Here is a 15,081-nt window from a genome sequence, read left to right on the forward strand (position 1 = left end):
ATATTTCAGCCATGAAGTTCTCCAATGATCGGTGCGACGATGAAGATGCTCGCCCTGGACGCCGTGCAGGCCTTCGTCCTGACCGCCGAGTTGAAGAGCTTCACGCGCGCCGCGGAGGCGATGGACTCCACGCAGTCCGCCGTGAGCCTGAAGATCAAGCGCCTGGAGGACGTCCTGGGCCGCCGCCTGCTGGACCGTTCGCCCCGCCTGGTCCGCCTGTCGCCGGACGGCGCCGCGTTCCTCGGGCCCGCACGTGAACTGCTGGCCGCCCACGCGGATGCCCTCGGCTCGTTCGGCGTCCAGCGGCAGCGCCTGTCGATCGGCATCAGCGACCACGTCATCGGCGCCGAACTGCCCTACCTCCTGCGCCGGCTCGGGCAGGCGGAGCCGGACCTGACGCTGCAGGTGAGCGTCGGCAGCTCATGGGAGCTTCTCGACCAGTTCGACGGCGATGCGCTGGACGCGGTCATCGTGCTGCGCCACGAGGGCCGCCGCACCGACGGTGAAGTCCTGTTCGAGGAGTCCTTCGGCTGGATGGCCTCGTCCGACTTCCAGCACCGCTCGGGCGAACCTCTGCGTCTCGCCCTGCAGGCCGAGTCGTGCCACGTCCACCAGATGGCGGCGACCGCGCTGGACGAAGCGGGCATCGCGTGGCAGGCGGTGTTCGTCGGCGGCGGCATCGCGACCATCGGCGCCGCCGCCGCAGCGGGCTTGGCCGTGGCAGCACTCAGCCCCCGCGTCGCCCCGCCCGGCACCATCGACATGGGCGAAACACTCGGACTCCCCCGGCTGCCCACCCGAAGCGTCGTCCTGCAATCACGTCCGTCCGAACCGGCCGTTCGCAGGGCGCTGCGCACGTTCGCCTCCGCCCTGCGCGCCACGGCGGGGCACTGACCGCATCCGCGGATCAGGGGTTGTCGGGGGGCGGGGTGCGGAGGGCACCGATCATGGCGGCGACCTGGGTGCGGGAGTTGAAGCCGAGCTTGGTCAGGATGTGGTCGACGTGGGCGTCGGCCGTGCGCTTGGAGATGACGAGCCGCTCGGCGATCTTGCGGTTGCTGAGGCCCTGGGCGATCAGGTGCGCCACCTCGCGTTCGCGGCGGGTGAGGGGCCGAGCGGGCTGCCGTCCTCGTCCGGCGGGGCGGGTGGACGGGCCTTGGGCGCGTGGGCCCGGGCGAGGTCGGCGAGCACCTGGACGGGCAGGTTCGCGCCGCGCGCGTAGTGCCGCTCGAACTGCTCGGCGCCGAGGCTGCTGACCAGGATGTTCTCGTTGGCGGTGTGCAGGGCGTTCAGCGCGGCCTCGCCCCACAGCAGGCTGCCGACCTTCTTCCACAGCCGTCCCGAACCGCCCATCAGCAGCGCGGCCAACTCGTGCTCGCGGCCCGCGGCGGCGATCCAGGACAGGTACTCGAAGGTCGCGGCGATGCTCATGATGGTGTCCTGCTCGACGAGCGAGGGCAGGACGGCGCGGGCCTGCTCGCGCGCCTCGTCGAGCCTTCCGAGGACGAAGAGCGACAGCACCTGCATGGTCCGCAGGCTGTTGCGCGACCAGCGTTCCTCGGGGATGGGCTCCAGCAGGGCCAGGCCCCGTTCCACCTCGTCCAGCGCCCCCGTGGGGTCGCCGTGCCCACCGCGCACGCCGGCGGCGGCCATGTGGCCGGTCGCCAGGACGAAACGGTCCCCTGTCTCGGCGGCGAGGGCGCAGACGTCGGCGAACAGGGGCAGTGCGTCGGTGGTGGGTTCGAACAGGACGGTCGCGTGGGCCCGGGCGTGGATCGCGCGGCCGCGCAGCCGGTCGTCGTCGAGCCGCTCGGCGACCGCGGCCAGCCGGACGATGTCGTCCTGCACCGCCGGGTCGGTCTGCAGCACGCCGAAGTAGCAGCTGTAGAAGAGGGCGTGGCCGTACTCGGCGGTGTGCTCGGGTTCGGCGGACATGGCCTTGTCGAGCCAGCGCCTGGCCTCGGTCAGCCGGCTCCGGCTGAGCCACATCCCCCACAGGCCGTTGACGAGCCGCAGCGCGGCCTGGCCGCCCGGGTGCTCGGCGGCGAAGTCGAGCGCGACCCGGAAGTTGTCCAGGTCGGCGGCGAGGCGGCGGTCCCAGAGGACCTGCTGGTCGCTCAGCCACTCGCCGCCCGCCCGGACCGCCACGCGCAGGTAGAACTCCTGGTGCCGGCGCGCGTAGGTCTCGGCCCGTCCGCCGAGCCGTTCGGCGCCGAACTCGCGGAGGGTGTCGAGCATGCGGTACCGGTCGCCGTCGGGGTCGTCCAGGAACTGCACCACCGACTTGTCGACCAGGCTCTCCAGCAGGTCGATCACGTCCAGGCCGTCCAGCTCCCCGCCGGCGCACACCTCCTCGACGGCCGCCATGGTGAACCCGCCGGCGAAGACCGACAGCCGCGCCCACAGCTCCCGCTCCGGATCCGAGCACAGCTGGTACGTCCACTCGATCGTGGCGCGGAGCGTCTGGTGCCTGGCGTGCAGCGCCCGGGTGCCGGCCAGGAACCGGAACCGGTCGCCGAAGCGCTGCAGGATCTGCTCCAGCCCCATCGTCCGCATCCGCACCGCGGCCAGCTCGATGGCCAGCGGGATGCCGTCCAGCCGGCGGCAGAGCGCGATCACCTCGGCCCGGTTGTCGTCGTTCATGGCGAACGTGGGACGCGCCGCCCGCGCCCGCGCCACGAACAGCGCCACCGCGTCGTTGCCCTCCTCGGTGGACTCGGCGTCGGGGGCGGGCATCGGAGGCACCACCAGCACGTGCTCGCCGGGCAGCGCCACCGCCTGCCTGCTCGTCAGCAGCAGCACCAGGTGGGCCGAGTTGCGGACGAGGATCTCGGCGAACGCCGCGATCGCCTCCACCAGATGCTCGCAGGTGTCCAGCACCAGCAGCGCCCGCCGCTCGGCGAAGTACTCGATCAGCTGCTCGATCACCGGCCGCGCGCTGCTCTGCGGCAGCCCCAGCGCGGAGAGCACGGTGTGCGGCAGGAACTCCGGGTTCCGCAACCCGCTCAGCTCGACGATGGCGACCCCGTCAGGGAAGGCGTCCTGCTGCTGCCCGACCACCCGCAACGCGATCCGCGTCTTGCCGATCCCGCCGGGCCCGGTCACCGTGACGATCCGCGCCCGCGTGAGCGCGTCGCCGACCGCCCGCAGCTCGTCCGCCCGCCCGATGAACCCGGTCGGCTCGTTGCGCGTCCCGAGCTTCGTCCATCCCCACTCGTCCATCCGCCCGCCCTCGTCCGGTAGGACCGCAGCCCCCTCCAGATGAGCACTCATGGTAAAGGCGCCCACACACCCAGCAAAGCCTTTCACCAACACCCGCCCAGGGACGTCTCGGGTCCCGGTCGGGACGCCCGCGGACGATGCGGAGAGCGATGTGGGGGAGTTTGTTCTTGGAATTGGGGGTGGGGTTGCTGGTTCGTGGTTCGGGGCGGCCTAGCGTCTAGGTGTCCGGTGTCGTCCGGCAGGCTGGGAGAGGGAAGCATGCGCGTCGCCGTCACCACACCGACGGGGAACGTCGGCCGTCACGTCGTGGCCATGCTGGTTCGGGCGGGGGTGCGGCCGCGGGTGCTGCTGCGCGAGCCGGCGCGGTTGGATCCGGCGCTGCGGGGCCAGGTGGACGCCTTCCAGGTGGACCAGTACGACGCGGATGCGGTGGTGGCGGCCACCAAGGGTGTTGATGTGCTGTTCTGGGTGGATCCGCCGTCCGGGAGTCCGGATCCGCTGGCTGATTATGCGAGCGCGACCAGCAGTGTCGTGCGGGCCGTCACGGACAACCACATCGGGCGGGTGGTGTTCCAGAGCAGCGTCGGCGCCGAGAAGCGCCATGGCGCCGGTGAGATCGACGGCCTGGCGAACACCGAGGTCGCCCTGGACGCTCTCGGCATCGACGTCACGCATCTGCGGTGCGGTTACTTCTTCACGAACCTGGAGCTACAACTTCCTGCGCTGCGGGCCGGGCTCCTTCAGGTGAACCTTCCTCTCGATTTTCCGATGGCGTGGGTGGCGCCGAGGGACATCGCCGAGGTGGCGACGACGCGGTTGCTGTCTTCGGAGTGGTCCGGGCGCTGCGTGCGGGCCGTCCACGGGCCCGCGGACCTGACGTGGCGGCAGGTCGCCGCGATCCTCACCGCCGCCACGTGCCGGCAGATCGACGTCGAGGAGATCAGCGACGACGCGATGCGCGGGTTGCTGCGGCAGGCGGGGATGGCGGACGGCCAGGTCGAGGCCGTCCTCGCGATGTCGACCGGGCTGCGAGAGGACTTCGTGCCCGAGCAGCCCCGGACCGTCGAGTCGACCACGCCGACCGCGCTGGGCGGCTGGGTTTACGACCACCTCCGCCGCCAGATCGCCGACCTGGACTAGCTCAGCCCGCCGGCTCGCGGCGCCGGGCGATCAGCGGGACGGCGGTGGCCGTCCCGGACAGCAGCCCGGCCCCGAGGGTGAGCAGCACCAGGGACGGGACGTCCGCCGGGTCGCCAGTGCCGAGCGCAGAGCCGAGCGCGTTGCGGAACGCGACGGCGAGCTGGATCGCGACGCATCCGACGACCACGGACAGCTCCGCGGTACGGCGGGCGGACGTGCGGGGTGGACGGGCGATGAAGCCGCCGATCAGGTTGCTGAGCCAGCAGAACGCGAGGTAGGCCGCCGTCTCGACGGCCAGCGCCCAGGCGATCAGCAGCGGGTCCGTCCAGCCCTCCCCGCCGGCGAGCGCGCCGACGAGACCGAGCGCGACCAGGGCGCTCAACCCGAGGAAGACGCCCATCGCGTGCCGGCGCACCCAGGCGGCGTTGTCGTCGGTCGTCCAGCGCCGCAGTGCGGGAACCCGCCCGCAGATCCAGACGACGTCGCCGAGCCAGTCGTGCCGCCATTGCGCGGCCGATCCGCGCGGACGGCGTTGGCGTGCCAGCAGGACCGTCACGACGAGTGCGGCCGCTGTTGCTACGGCGAGTCCGCTGATCAGGACGGCCGTCCAGCGGTTCCATATCGCGGCGTGCGCTCCGACGGCCACGGCTGCCGCTTCGGCGAGCAGGGTGACCCATATGAGCGCCGTCATCGTCCAGGTCGCGCGCAGCATCTGGTGCGCGCGGTCGGGACCGCCTGGCGCCCGCCAGGCGAGCATCCGCAACGTGATGACGCCGGCGAGCATCGGCACGGCGAAGATCGCGAACGACACGAAGACGTCGTAGGGGTCGTCCTGCCAGGGGCTGGTCGCTCTGACCGCCTTGTCCTGGGACGCCAGGAGGCTGAGCGCCTCGAACAGGCCCGCCGTTCCCAGCGCCGCCCGGATCGCCGTGAGTGCCGCCCGTCCGGTCCCGCTTCTGCGTTCCACGGCCGTCATGGTACGCGGAACGTAGTACGCGTCAAGTAGCAACGAGGCGCGTAGTATCGTTCCCGGTGGGAGGCCCACGTCCATGCACAGCAACGACGCGCAGATGCTCGTGCTCACCGTCCTCGCGGACGGGCCGCTGCACGGCTACGCGATCAACACCGCGATCCAGGAGCTCACCGGCAGCCGCCTCGGCCCCGGCAGCCTCTACGGCGCGCTGTCCCGGCTCGAAGCGCGCGCCCTCATCCGGCCCGCGGGCGCGGAGGCGGACGCCTCGCCGCGCGAGCGGCACCGCACCATGGAGATCACCGACGCCGGCCGGGACGCGCTGCGCGCCGAGCTCGAACAGATGAACCGCATCGCCCGCGCGGGGTTGCGCGCGCTCGGGATCAACCCGGCATGAACGCCGCCGCCCTGATCGTCGGCCTCTACCCGCCCGCGGTCCGCGACCGCTGGGGGCCCGGCATCCGGGACGAACTGGACGCCGCTGGCCTCCGCTCCTGGCCCGACGCGATCATCGGGGCCGTCCGGCTCTGGCTCCGTCCGAGCACGTGGCCCGAAACGTCGACGGGCCAGACCCGGCGCGTGGCCGCCGTCGCCCTCTTCGCGGTCACCTCGGCCACCATGCTGATGCTGCGCGCGGTCGAACCGTCGCCCGCGTTGACCGCCGACACCCGGCACATCGCCACGAGCCTCTGGCTCATCCCCACCCTGCTCGGCATCGCCCTGGCCGCGCCGCTCCCGCCACTGCGATGGTCCGCGCTGCGCCGCCTGACCGCCGTCGCGATCCGCGCCCTCGCCGGTCCTGCCGCCGCGCTCGCGGCCATGGTCCTGCTCGCCAACTCCGGTGTGCTCAAGCAGACGTCGGGCCTCACCGACGTCCTTCTCGTCTCGTACTACTGGGGCACGCTCGCGTTCGGGGCGGTCGCCGCCTGCGTCCTCGTGGGCCGCGTCGCCGGCGCCGCCGTCCTTCCGTCCAGACGCCGCCTCGGCACCGCGCTCGTCCTGCTCGGAACGGGCCTCGCGTCCGCCGCGCTCCAGAACGCCATGGCGTGCGTCAAGTCCGGTTCCGTCACTCCTTCATTCGCCGCCACCATCGCCCTGGCGCTCCTGGCCGCCGCCACCATCACCGCCGGCCAGGACCTCCGTCCTCACCGCACCTGAGCCTCAGAGGACGACGAACACCTCGTGGAACAGGCCCGTGCACGGCTCCTCCACGATCGGCGCCCCGTCGTGCAGGAGGCCGCCCTTCACGTCCAGGCACTTGTCGGCGAAGGTGGTGATCTTGCCGACGAGGCCGAGCGGTCCGATGCGGAAGCGCTGGTTCACTTGCCCGTTGCAGCGGTACTGGATGAGGTTCGTGCCGTCGGCGGCCGATCCTCCCGAGACGTCCAGGCACTTGCCCGCGAAGGTGCGGAACTCCACCTCGCCGGCGCCGACCGGGCGGAGCACGAAGCGCTGGTTGTCCTGGCCGTTGCAGTGGTACTGGATGATCCTGGCGTGGTCGGCGAAGGACTCGTTCTTCACGTCCAGGCACTTGTTGGCGAAGGTGCGGATGGTGACGCCCACCTGGGCGTGGGCCGCCGGCGAACCGAGCGCGACCGCGGCGGCCGCGGCGAGGGCGGCGGCGGGCAGACCGGTCGCCATCAGGGCGGACGAGCGTTTCATGGCAACTCCTCTGGGTCGGAACTTCCGAGAAGATCTTCCCCAAGTGAATACTCTGCGTAACTCTTCGACGACATGGAGTCGCGGATCGCGAGAAAGCGCCATCCCGTCCCGCTCCCCGGCGGGGTTCCCTGGACGGGGCCGGTTGTGTAGGTTCCGAATCGGATTCTAGAGCGATCGGGAGGCGCGGACGTGGCCGAGGACCTGTGGAGCACGCCCGAGCGGGTGGCGCTGCGCAAGATGGTGCGGGACTTCACCGAGCGCGAGGTGCTCCCCGACCTGGACGCCTGGGAGGAGGCCGGCGAGCTGCCGCGGTCGCTGCACCGCCGGGCCGCCGAGGCGGGACTGCTCGGCGTCGGGTTCCCCGAGGCGGACGGCGGGCAGGGCGGCGACCTCATAGACGGGCTGATCGTCACCGAGGAGATGCTCCTCGCGGGCGGCTCGGGCGGGCTGATCGCGTCGCTGTTCACGCACGGCATCGCGATCCCGCACATCGTGCTGTCCGGCGACCGGGACCTGATCGACCGGTTCGCCGCCCCGACGCTCGCCGGGGAGAAGATCGGCGCGCTCGGCATCACCGAGCCGGACGCCGGATCGGACGTCGCGGGCCTGCGCACCACGGCCGTCCGCGACGGCGACTCCTACATCGTGAACGGGTCGAAGCTGTACATCACCTCCGGCGTCCGCGCCGACTTCGTGACGACGGCCGTGCGGACCGGCGGCCCCGGGTTCGGCGGCATCTCGCTGCTCGTCATCGAGAAGGGCACGCCCGGCTTCACCGTGTCGCGGTCGCTGCGGAAGATGGGCTGGCTCTGCTCCGACACCGCCGAGCTGTCGTTCGACGACGTCCGCGTCCCGGCGGCCAACCTCGTCGGGGAGGAGAACAGCGGGTTCGTGCAGATCGTCCAGAACTTCGTCGCCGAGCGGCTGTCCCTCGCCGTCCAGGCGTACGCGCACGCGCAGCGCTGCCTCGACCTGACGGTGCAGTGGGTGCACGACCGCGAGACCTTCGGCCGCCCGCTCGCGTCGCGCCAGCTCGTCCGGCACAAGATCGCCGAGATGGCCCGGCAGGTGGACGTCGCGCGCGTCTACACCCGCCACGTCGCGAACCGGCACGCGGCGGGCGAGGACGTGTTCACCGAGATGGCCTTCGCCAAGAACACCGCGGTCGCGGCCTGCGAGTACGTCGTCAACGAGGCGGTGCAGCTGCACGGCGGCATGGGCTACCTGCGCGAGTCGGAGGTCGAGCGCCACTACCGCGACATCCGCATCCTCGGCATCGGCGGCGGCACCAACGAGATCATGAACGAGATCGCCGCCAAGCGCCTCGGCCTCTAGAGCGCCCGCTCGAACACCATCCGGTCCACCCCGGGCCCGTCGTAGCCCGCGACGGGCCCGGTGACCGTAAAGCCCATCGCGGTGTGGAACGCGATCGACCCCTCGTTCTGCGGCGAAGTGATCGCCCTGACCGCCGTCCGCCCGTCGGACGCGGCGAGGTCGAAGAACCGGCGGTAGAGGTCCCGGGCGAGGCCGCGGCCGCGTGCCCGCGGCGCGACGCCGACGAAGTGGATGTAGGCGTGCGCGGGTTCGGACGGCGACAGGAACCCGACCAGGAAGCCGGCCGTCCCCTCGGCGTCCTCGGCCACCAGGCTCGTCCGGTGGAAGTGGTCCAGGAACAGCCGGGGCAGGACGGAGGCGATGGGACGCCCCCACCATCCGTCCACCACGCCGATGATCTGGTCGTAGTCCCCCGGCTCCGCCTGCCGCACCCGCGTTTCCATGATCGCGAACCTACAGCGCGGGGCGGCGGTCCACCTGCGTGGGTGCGAAGGACGCGACGAGGGCGGGGTCGTTGAAGGAGGTGATGCGGGAGATGCGGTCTCCGATCAGCGAGAGGACCTGGACGCCGTACGGGAGATCGGCGCCGCCGGGGGTGAGCCGGTGGATGACCAGGGCGGGCTGGCCGTTGGCGCGGGTCGGGGTCAGACGCCACAGGTTCGGGCGGAGGACGCGGGCGGAGAGGAAGCCGACGACGGCGTCCCGGCCGGTGAACCACGTCGGGATCGGCGGCATCTCCATCTCGACGTCGGCGCGGAGCAGCCGCACCAGGGCGTCGGGGTCGGCGTCGCTGAACGCGCGGACGTAGCCGTCGAGGAGCGCGCGGAGGACGGGTTCGTCCGGCTCGGTCAGCTCGTCCTCGACGGGACCGGCCTCGGCGAGGCGGGTGCGGGCGCGGCGCAGGGCGCTGTCGACGGCGGCCGGAGTGGTGTCCAGGATCGCGGCGACCTCGGCCGTGCGGAACGCCAGCACGTCCCGCAGGGTCAGGACGGCGCGCTGCCGGGCAGGCAGGAGCTGGAGCGCGGCGACGAACGCCAGCCGCACCCCGGTCCGGCCCGCCACGACCGCGGCGGGGTCGCCGATGCCGAGCCGCGCGTCCGGCGCGGGCTCCAGCCACGGGACCGACGGCTCGCGCCCGGCGATGCCCGCCCGGTGGTCCTCGGCGGGCGCGCCGAGCCCGGACGGCAGCGGCCGCCGGGCCCGCCCCTCCAGCGCGGTCAGGCACGCCATCGTCGCGATCTTGTACAGCCAGCGGCGCAGCGAGGAGCGGCCCTCGAACCCGTCGAACGACCGCCAGGCCCGCAGGTAGGTCTCCTGCACCAGGTCCTCGGCGTCGTGGATCGAGCCGAGCATCCGGTAGCAGTGCGCCAGCAGCTCCCGCCGGTAGGGCTCGGCCTGGACGGCGAACTCGGCGTGCGAGGGCATCCCTTTTTCCCCTTAACTCGGTCGGTTCGCCTCAGTCGATCGCGTGGAGGCCGGATCCGTCGACGGTGTACTCCGGTCCGCTGCCCGCGTCGTCCGCCAGCTGCAGGACGGCCGCCGCGACCAGGTCCGGCGTCAGGACCGGTCCCAGCTTCTCGACGAACACCTCCCGGCTCAACCCCGAACGTGCGGCGTAGGCGTCCACCCCGACCGACCCCACCCCGCTCGGGGACAGGCCGGGCAGAAGGGACACGAAGCGGATGCCGAGGCCGCCGCGTTCCGACTCGTCCGCCCCGTACTGCCGGATGTAGCGGACGGCCGCCTTCGCGCTCGCGTAGCCGCCACTGAGCGGCGACCCGCCGATCGCCGCGCCGCTCGACACCTCGACGACCACGCTTCCCGGCGCGAGCGGCGCGAGGAGCGCCGCCTTCGTCCAGGTGAACGCGTGCCGGGTGTCGTTGTGCCAGTTGATGCTGAACGACTCCCAGGTCTGCTCCTGCACGGGCGCCACGTGCGGCACGGCGCCCGCGTTCAGCACGAGCAGGCCGGGCCGGTGCTCGGCGAGGACGCGCCGCGCGAGCCCCTCGTCGGTGGCGTCGCCGACGAGCGGTGTGAAGTTGTCGCCGAACTCCTCCGCCGCGGAACGGAGGTCCTGCTCGCCCCGGGCGATCCCGACGACGGCGACACCGCGCGCGGCGAGCGCTCCGGCCACGGCCCGTCCGAAACCCCGGCTGGCGCCGGTGACGACGGCGCTCGTGAACTGATCGGCCATCAGGCCCTCCCACGTCTTGCGAATCGGTCCGCATCAAGACCCGGGACCGGGCCGGAATCCGTCGCGCGACGATGTGACCTGCATCACATGTGCGTCGCCGCGGTGGAGAACGACCCGGCGGTCCGGGACGACCCGGCGGGGTACATGGCATTCGTCGTCAGGGAACTACCAATTCCGATCGATCGGCGTTATGTTCCGTCATGAAGTGGGTCCGGGGAGGAGCTCCCATCTCTCTCCGGTGCGCGGTCGCGAGGAGGGTGGCCTCGGTTCCGCGCCACTCCTCGAACAGATCCGCCACGGACGCGAAGCTCGATCCGCCACCGACGCGGAGCTCCGGCCCGGAACCTTCCCGCCCCTGGTCCCAGGCCGGAACCGCCCGCTGCGGTGTTCCACCGCGCGGGCCCCCGGCGCCCCGGGTGACGGCCTCCCCCCACGGCCCTCGGGGCGCCGGACCGTGCGCGCGCCCCACGACGCCGGTGTCCTCCCTCACCATGCTCCGGTCCGGACGCCCTGACAACGGTCCCGCGCGCTTGCAACGGTCCCGCGGGCCGACAGCGACCGCCGGCACGGCGACGCCTTGTGACCGGTCGCGCTCGCCGGCGGCCGCGTCCCAGGTCAGAGCCGCGGCCGGCTACGGCTTGCGACCTACTCCGCAGTACGCGTCGACCTCTCCGCGCTCGCCGGACGGGTCGGGCCGCCAGCGCTGGAGCGGGACAACGCCCGGCTCGATCACGTCCAGGCCCGTGAAGAACGCCCGGATCTGGTCCGGATGCCGCAACCGGTAGGGCACCGCGCCGGTCTCGTCATAGCCCTGCTGCGCCTCGACGAACGCCTGGTCGGTCGCCGTCCCGTCGTACAGCACCAGGTAGCTGCCGGACGGCAGCGGCTCCAGCAGCTGCGCGACGATCGACCGCGCCTCCGCGTCGTCGTCGACGTGCCCGAGGATGCCCATCAGCATCAGCGCGACCGGACGGGTCAGGTCCAGATGCTCGCCCGCACGCGCGGCGATGCCCTTCGGGTCGTGCAGGTCGGCGTCGATGTAGTGCGTCGCGCCTTCGGGACGGCTGGTCAGCAGCGCCCGCGCGTGCACGAGGACGAGCGGGTCGTTGTCCACGTACACGATGTGGCTGTCAGGCGCGACGTCCTGCGCGACCTCGTGGGTGTTCCCCTCGGTCGGCAGGCCGGTGCCGACGTCCAGGAACTGCCGGACGCCGCGCTCCCCCGCCAGGTGCCGGACGGCCCTGCCGAGGAACGCGCGCGACGCCCGCGCCAGATCCTCGATCGCCGGGTAGACGGCGGTGTAGGCGTCGCCGGCCGCCTGGTCCACCGGGAAGTTGTCCTTGCCGCCCAGCCAGTAGTTCCAGATGCGGGCCGAATGCGGGACCGTCGTGTCGATGTCGCCCATCAGGTCCCTCTCGGCCGCCGCCAGGATCTCCTGCTCGTCACCGGTCATGATCCGCCTCCTCGTGCGTCCATCACAGCAGAGGCGAACCCCCGGCGGGACGCGCTCCGATGGCTGAACCCGGTCACCCCGGTCACCCCAGTCGGCCGGTCGGCCGGTCACCCGGTCGCCCCGGGGCGGTGCCGGGGCGTGCCGTCCGGGCCCGCGAGCATCGCGCGCAGCAGCGGCAGCGTCCGCTCCGGCGGGCACGCCTTGATCAGCAGCCGGCCGTGCTGCGCGACGAAGTGCGAGATGACGGCCGGGTCCTCGGGGTAGACCTCCGTCCCGGGCTGCTCGACGCGCACCAGGTCGGGACGGTCCCGGTCGGGGAACCTCATCACCGTGACCGCGCCGTCCGCGACCGCCGATCCGGCGTCCTCGTCCGCGAGGACCTGCACGGTCACGCCCGGACGCCCCGCCATCCCGATCAGGTGCCGCAGCTGCGCGCGCCGCGCCGCCGCGTCCCCGACGTCCAGCGCCAGCGCGCGCCGCGTGATGATCGCCCACAGCCTCGGCGGACGCGCCCGGTACAGGACGTCCTGCCGGAACGCCAGCAGCTCGACCCGCCGCCGCAACCGGTCGGGGTCGATGTCGGGGGTGTCGCACAGGATCAGATGCCGCGCGTAGTCGGCGGAAAGCAGCAGGTCAGGGATGCGGGCGGGTGCGAACACCCGGATGTCGGCAAGCTCGGGCTCCAGCGTCAGGTACAGCCCGGAATGCGCCGGGACGACGTCGTCATAGGGACGCCACCACGCACGGCGTCCGCGGACGGCGGCCTCGGCGAGCACCTCGCCCGCGCTCCGGCGCCGTCCGGACGACGGCCTTTCCGGCGTTTCGGTGACCGTGGACGTCCGCGATGCGGTCGCCCGCCGCGTGGTCGCCAGGCGTCCCGGCGTGCGGCGCAGGGACGAGCCGCGCGCGGCACGCCGCAGCGGCGGAGGACGATCGGCGTCCGACGAAGGACGAGGCGTCCGGGACGCGCGAGAAACCGCGGACCCCGCCCCGGGTTCGGACTCGTCCTCACCCTCGGAGTCGTCCCCGGTCTCCGCCTCGGCCCGCGCCCCGGACTCGGACCTGGCCGGGACGCGGCGGTCGTAGAGGTCGCGCAGCTCGTCCAGCGGCACCATCGCGGACACGTCCAGGCCCTTGTCGAGCGCGTGCGCGTAGATCACCGCCCACACCGACTCGACCTTCTCCCGGCGCGGCGGCCGCGCCGGGACCAGGTTGAACAGGTCGCTGAGCGTCGAGCGCGGCACGCCGACGACCGCGACACCGTGCACCCGGCGGCCTTCCAGCCGGCGGGACAGCCGGTCCAGGGTGTTCAGGGTGGGCCTGCCCGCGAGGCGCAGGTTGCGCCGCAGGGCCTCGACGGCCGCACCGCAGGGGTGGCCGTGGCGTTCGGGAGCGGACATTCGCCGGTCCATTCGGGGGAGACGGGCGGGCGCAGGCCCATGCTCTCACCCGCCCCGCCGGCCCTCCCGGTCACATGACACATTCGCAACGGCGGTCCGCCGGTGATCTGCGGATACCGGCGGCATCCGGAAACGCCGCGATCAACTGTCCGGGATTGCCCGAATGCTGCGATTCGCACCCGGGTGATGCCGCAGGGTGAGTGGCGACGGTTTCCGCTCACTGCCCGGATCGGAGGTCCGCCGTTGCACCCCGCGCCCCTCACCGAGGACCCGGCACCACCCTGCCGTCCCGCCTCGGCCGACGAGGAACTGATAGCACTGTCGCTGGTCACCCTGTGGGCCATGCGGACGGGACGGACGCCACCGCCCGTCCCCTACAACGCGCTGCCCGCCGCCGAGCTGATCGACTTCTGGGCCGACCCGCACATGACCGGTCCCGCTCCCCCGGACCCGTAGACCTCGGCGGACGCGCAGAGTCCGCACGCGAGCCCCACGGAGACGTCGAGCCCCCGAAGACGTGGTGTCAGGAGGCCGCTTCGAGGCGGGGGGCCTTGCGGTAGGCGTCGGCGAGGTCCTGGATCGGGAGGCCGAGGACCTCGCTGAGGCTCGCGATCGTCCCGAACGCGGGGCTCGGCAGCCGGCCCGTCTCGATCTTGCGCAGCGTCTCCGGGGACATGCCCGCCGCGCGCGCGACCGAGCCGAGATCGCGGTCCGCCCGCGCCTCGCGCAGCAGCCTGCCGAGGCGGCGACCTGCCTCGATCTGTTCGGGGGTGAGCGGATTGCGGACCACGACACCAGGGTACGGTTGGTATTTAAATACCGCAAGGTGGTAGGTTGGTATTATTATACCGGCGACCACGAAGGCACCCATGATCGAGCTGAAGACGCCCGCCGAGATCGAGCGGATGCACACCACCGGGCGGTTCGTCGCCCGGATCCTCACCGAGCTGGGCGAGATCGCCGACGTGGGCGTCAACCTGCTCGACCTGGAGCAGCGCGCCCGCGACCTCATCCGCGAACGCGGCGCCAAGTCCTGCTACTGGGACTACGCCCCGTCCTTCGGCAACGGCCCCTTCCGCAACGTCATCTGCCTGTCGGTGAACGACGCCGTCCTGCACGGGCTGCCGCACGACTACACGCTGCGCGACGGCGACGTCCTCAGCATGGACATCGCCGTCGGCATCGACGGCTGGGTCGCCGACTCCGCGCGCACCATCATCGTCGGCACCCCGGCGGACGAGGACGTCCGGCTCGTCCGCGCCACCGAGGAGGCGCTCGACGCCGCCATCGCCACCGCCACGCCCGGAAACCGCCTCGGCGACGTCTCCGCCGCGATCGAAGCCGTCGCCACCGGCTACGGATACCCCGTCAACACCGAGTTCGGCGGGCACGGCCTCGGCCGCACCATGCACGAGGACCCGCACGTCCCCAACCGGGGACGCCCCGGACGCGGCCTCAAGCTCCGGCCCGGCATGACCCTCGCGCTCGAACCCTGGTTCGCCCGCACCACCGACCGCATCGTCTACGACCCCGACGGCTGGACGATCCGCTCCGCCGACGGCTCCCGCACCGCGCACTCCGAGCACACCATCGCGATCACCGAAGGCGAGCCGCTCGTCCTCACCCGCCGCCTCCCCGACCACGCCGACGCCGAAACCGGCACCGTCCCGGCCTGACCACCGACGAACACGACGCGAGACGCCCC

Annotated in this window: 17 protein-coding genes; 7 read left to right on the top strand and 10 right to left on the bottom strand. The window is 72.5% G+C overall.

All coding sequences use genetic code 11. The annotated features are described in order from the left end of the window. Positions 1–24: 24 nt before the first annotated feature. The gene (locus FHU30_RS22980; RefSeq protein WP_253878618.1) at positions 25–894 is read left to right on the top strand and encodes a LysR family transcriptional regulator; all 870 of its coding nucleotides are present in this window, start codon (positions 25–27) and stop codon (positions 892–894) included. Between the two features lie 13 nt (positions 895–907). Here the strand turns inward: FHU30_RS22980 and FHU30_RS22985 are convergent, their stop codons facing one another. Both FHU30_RS22985 and FHU30_RS22990 read right to left on the bottom strand, forming a co-directional pair. Beyond that, positions 908–1,087 carry a LuxR C-terminal-related transcriptional regulator gene (locus tag FHU30_RS22985; protein ID WP_253878619.1) on the bottom strand — a complete coding sequence of 60 codons (180 nt, stop codon included), beginning with the start codon at positions 1,085–1,087 and terminating at the stop codon, positions 908–910. Beyond that, on the bottom strand, positions 1,075–3,273 hold the full coding sequence (locus FHU30_RS22990; RefSeq protein WP_253878620.1) for an ATP-binding protein: 2,199 nt from the start codon (positions 3,271–3,273) through the stop codon (positions 1,075–1,077). The genes FHU30_RS22985 and FHU30_RS22990 overlap by 13 nt, the downstream gene beginning before the upstream one ends. Positions 3,274–3,480: 207 nt before the next feature. Between FHU30_RS22990 and FHU30_RS22995 the strand changes: the two genes are divergently transcribed. Beyond that, entirely contained in the window at positions 3,481–4,362 is an 882-nt protein-coding gene (locus FHU30_RS22995; protein WP_253878621.1) for an NAD(P)H-binding protein, read from the top strand. A gap of 1 nt (position 4,363) precedes the next feature. Here the strand turns inward: FHU30_RS22995 and FHU30_RS23000 are convergent, their stop codons facing one another. Continuing rightward, positions 4,364–5,329: a hypothetical protein gene (locus FHU30_RS23000; RefSeq protein WP_253878622.1), complete on the bottom strand. Its 966-nt coding sequence runs from the start codon at positions 5,327–5,329 to the stop codon at positions 4,364–4,366. Positions 5,330–5,411: 82 nt separating this feature from the next. Between FHU30_RS23000 and FHU30_RS23005 the strand changes: the two genes are divergently transcribed. Both FHU30_RS23005 and FHU30_RS23010 read left to right on the top strand, forming a co-directional pair. After that, positions 5,412–5,729, top strand: a complete 318-nt coding sequence (locus FHU30_RS23005; RefSeq protein WP_253878623.1) for a PadR family transcriptional regulator — start codon at positions 5,412–5,414, stop codon at positions 5,727–5,729. Beyond that, the gene (locus FHU30_RS23010) at positions 5,726–6,490 is read left to right on the top strand and encodes a hypothetical protein (protein ID WP_253878624.1); all 765 of its coding nucleotides are present in this window, start codon (positions 5,726–5,728) and stop codon (positions 6,488–6,490) included. The genes FHU30_RS23005 and FHU30_RS23010 overlap by 4 nt, the downstream gene beginning before the upstream one ends. 3 nt (positions 6,491–6,493) lie before the next feature. On the opposite strand, the gene FHU30_RS23015 is transcribed toward FHU30_RS23010, so the two are convergent. After that, positions 6,494–6,994 (bottom strand): RICIN domain-containing protein, encoded by a 501-nt coding sequence (locus FHU30_RS23015; RefSeq protein WP_253878625.1) that lies wholly within the window; start codon positions 6,992–6,994, stop codon positions 6,494–6,496. Between the two features lie 189 nt (positions 6,995–7,183). Here FHU30_RS23015 and FHU30_RS23020 point away from each other — a divergent pair, with 189 nt between their 5' ends. Beyond that, positions 7,184–8,329, top strand: a complete 1,146-nt coding sequence (locus FHU30_RS23020) for an acyl-CoA dehydrogenase family protein (protein WP_308211379.1) — start codon at positions 7,184–7,186, stop codon at positions 8,327–8,329. On the opposite strand, the gene FHU30_RS23025 is transcribed toward FHU30_RS23020, so the two are convergent. From FHU30_RS23025 to FHU30_RS23045, 5 genes are all read right to left on the bottom strand, one after another. Further along, entirely contained in the window at positions 8,326–8,772 is a 447-nt protein-coding gene (locus FHU30_RS23025; protein WP_301323485.1) for a GNAT family N-acetyltransferase, read from the bottom strand. The two genes, FHU30_RS23020 and FHU30_RS23025, sit on opposite strands and share 4 nt — an antisense overlap. 10 nt (positions 8,773–8,782) lie before the next feature. Beyond that, on the bottom strand, positions 8,783–9,754 hold the full coding sequence (locus tag FHU30_RS23030) for a sigma-70 family RNA polymerase sigma factor (protein ID WP_253878626.1): 972 nt from the start codon (positions 9,752–9,754) through the stop codon (positions 8,783–8,785). Positions 9,755–9,785: 31 nt separating this feature from the next. After that, positions 9,786–10,523 (bottom strand): SDR family NAD(P)-dependent oxidoreductase, encoded by a 738-nt coding sequence (locus tag FHU30_RS23035; protein WP_253878627.1) that lies wholly within the window; start codon positions 10,521–10,523, stop codon positions 9,786–9,788. Positions 10,524–11,154: 631 nt separating this feature from the next. After that, positions 11,155–11,976, bottom strand: coding sequence for an SAM-dependent methyltransferase (locus FHU30_RS23040; RefSeq protein ID WP_253878628.1), 822 nt, complete (start codon positions 11,974–11,976; stop codon positions 11,155–11,157). Between the two features lie 107 nt (positions 11,977–12,083). Further along, a complete protein-coding gene (locus FHU30_RS23045; RefSeq protein ID WP_253878629.1) occupies positions 12,084–13,376 on the bottom strand; it encodes a DUF5753 domain-containing protein in 1,293 nt (430 codons plus the stop codon). 243 nt (positions 13,377–13,619) lie between these two features. Between FHU30_RS23045 and FHU30_RS23050 the strand changes: the two genes are divergently transcribed. Next, positions 13,620–13,832: a hypothetical protein gene (locus FHU30_RS23050; protein ID WP_253878630.1), complete on the top strand. Its 213-nt coding sequence runs from the start codon at positions 13,620–13,622 to the stop codon at positions 13,830–13,832. A 67-nt stretch (positions 13,833–13,899) separates the two neighbouring features. Here FHU30_RS23050 and FHU30_RS23055 read toward each other — a convergent pair whose 3' ends face one another. Then, positions 13,900–14,166: a helix-turn-helix domain-containing protein gene (locus FHU30_RS23055; protein WP_253878631.1), complete on the bottom strand. Its 267-nt coding sequence runs from the start codon at positions 14,164–14,166 to the stop codon at positions 13,900–13,902. A gap of 79 nt (positions 14,167–14,245) precedes the next feature. On the opposite strand from FHU30_RS23055, the gene map reads away from it, so the two are divergent. Next, entirely contained in the window at positions 14,246–15,052 is an 807-nt protein-coding gene (gene map, locus FHU30_RS23060; protein WP_253878632.1) for a type I methionyl aminopeptidase, read from the top strand. Positions 15,053–15,081: the final 29 nt, after the last annotated feature.

The organism is Actinomadura rupiterrae, from assembly GCF_024172125.1.
In the GTDB taxonomy this organism is placed as follows: domain Bacteria; phylum Actinomycetota; class Actinomycetes; order Streptosporangiales; family Streptosporangiaceae; genus Spirillospora; species Spirillospora rupiterrae.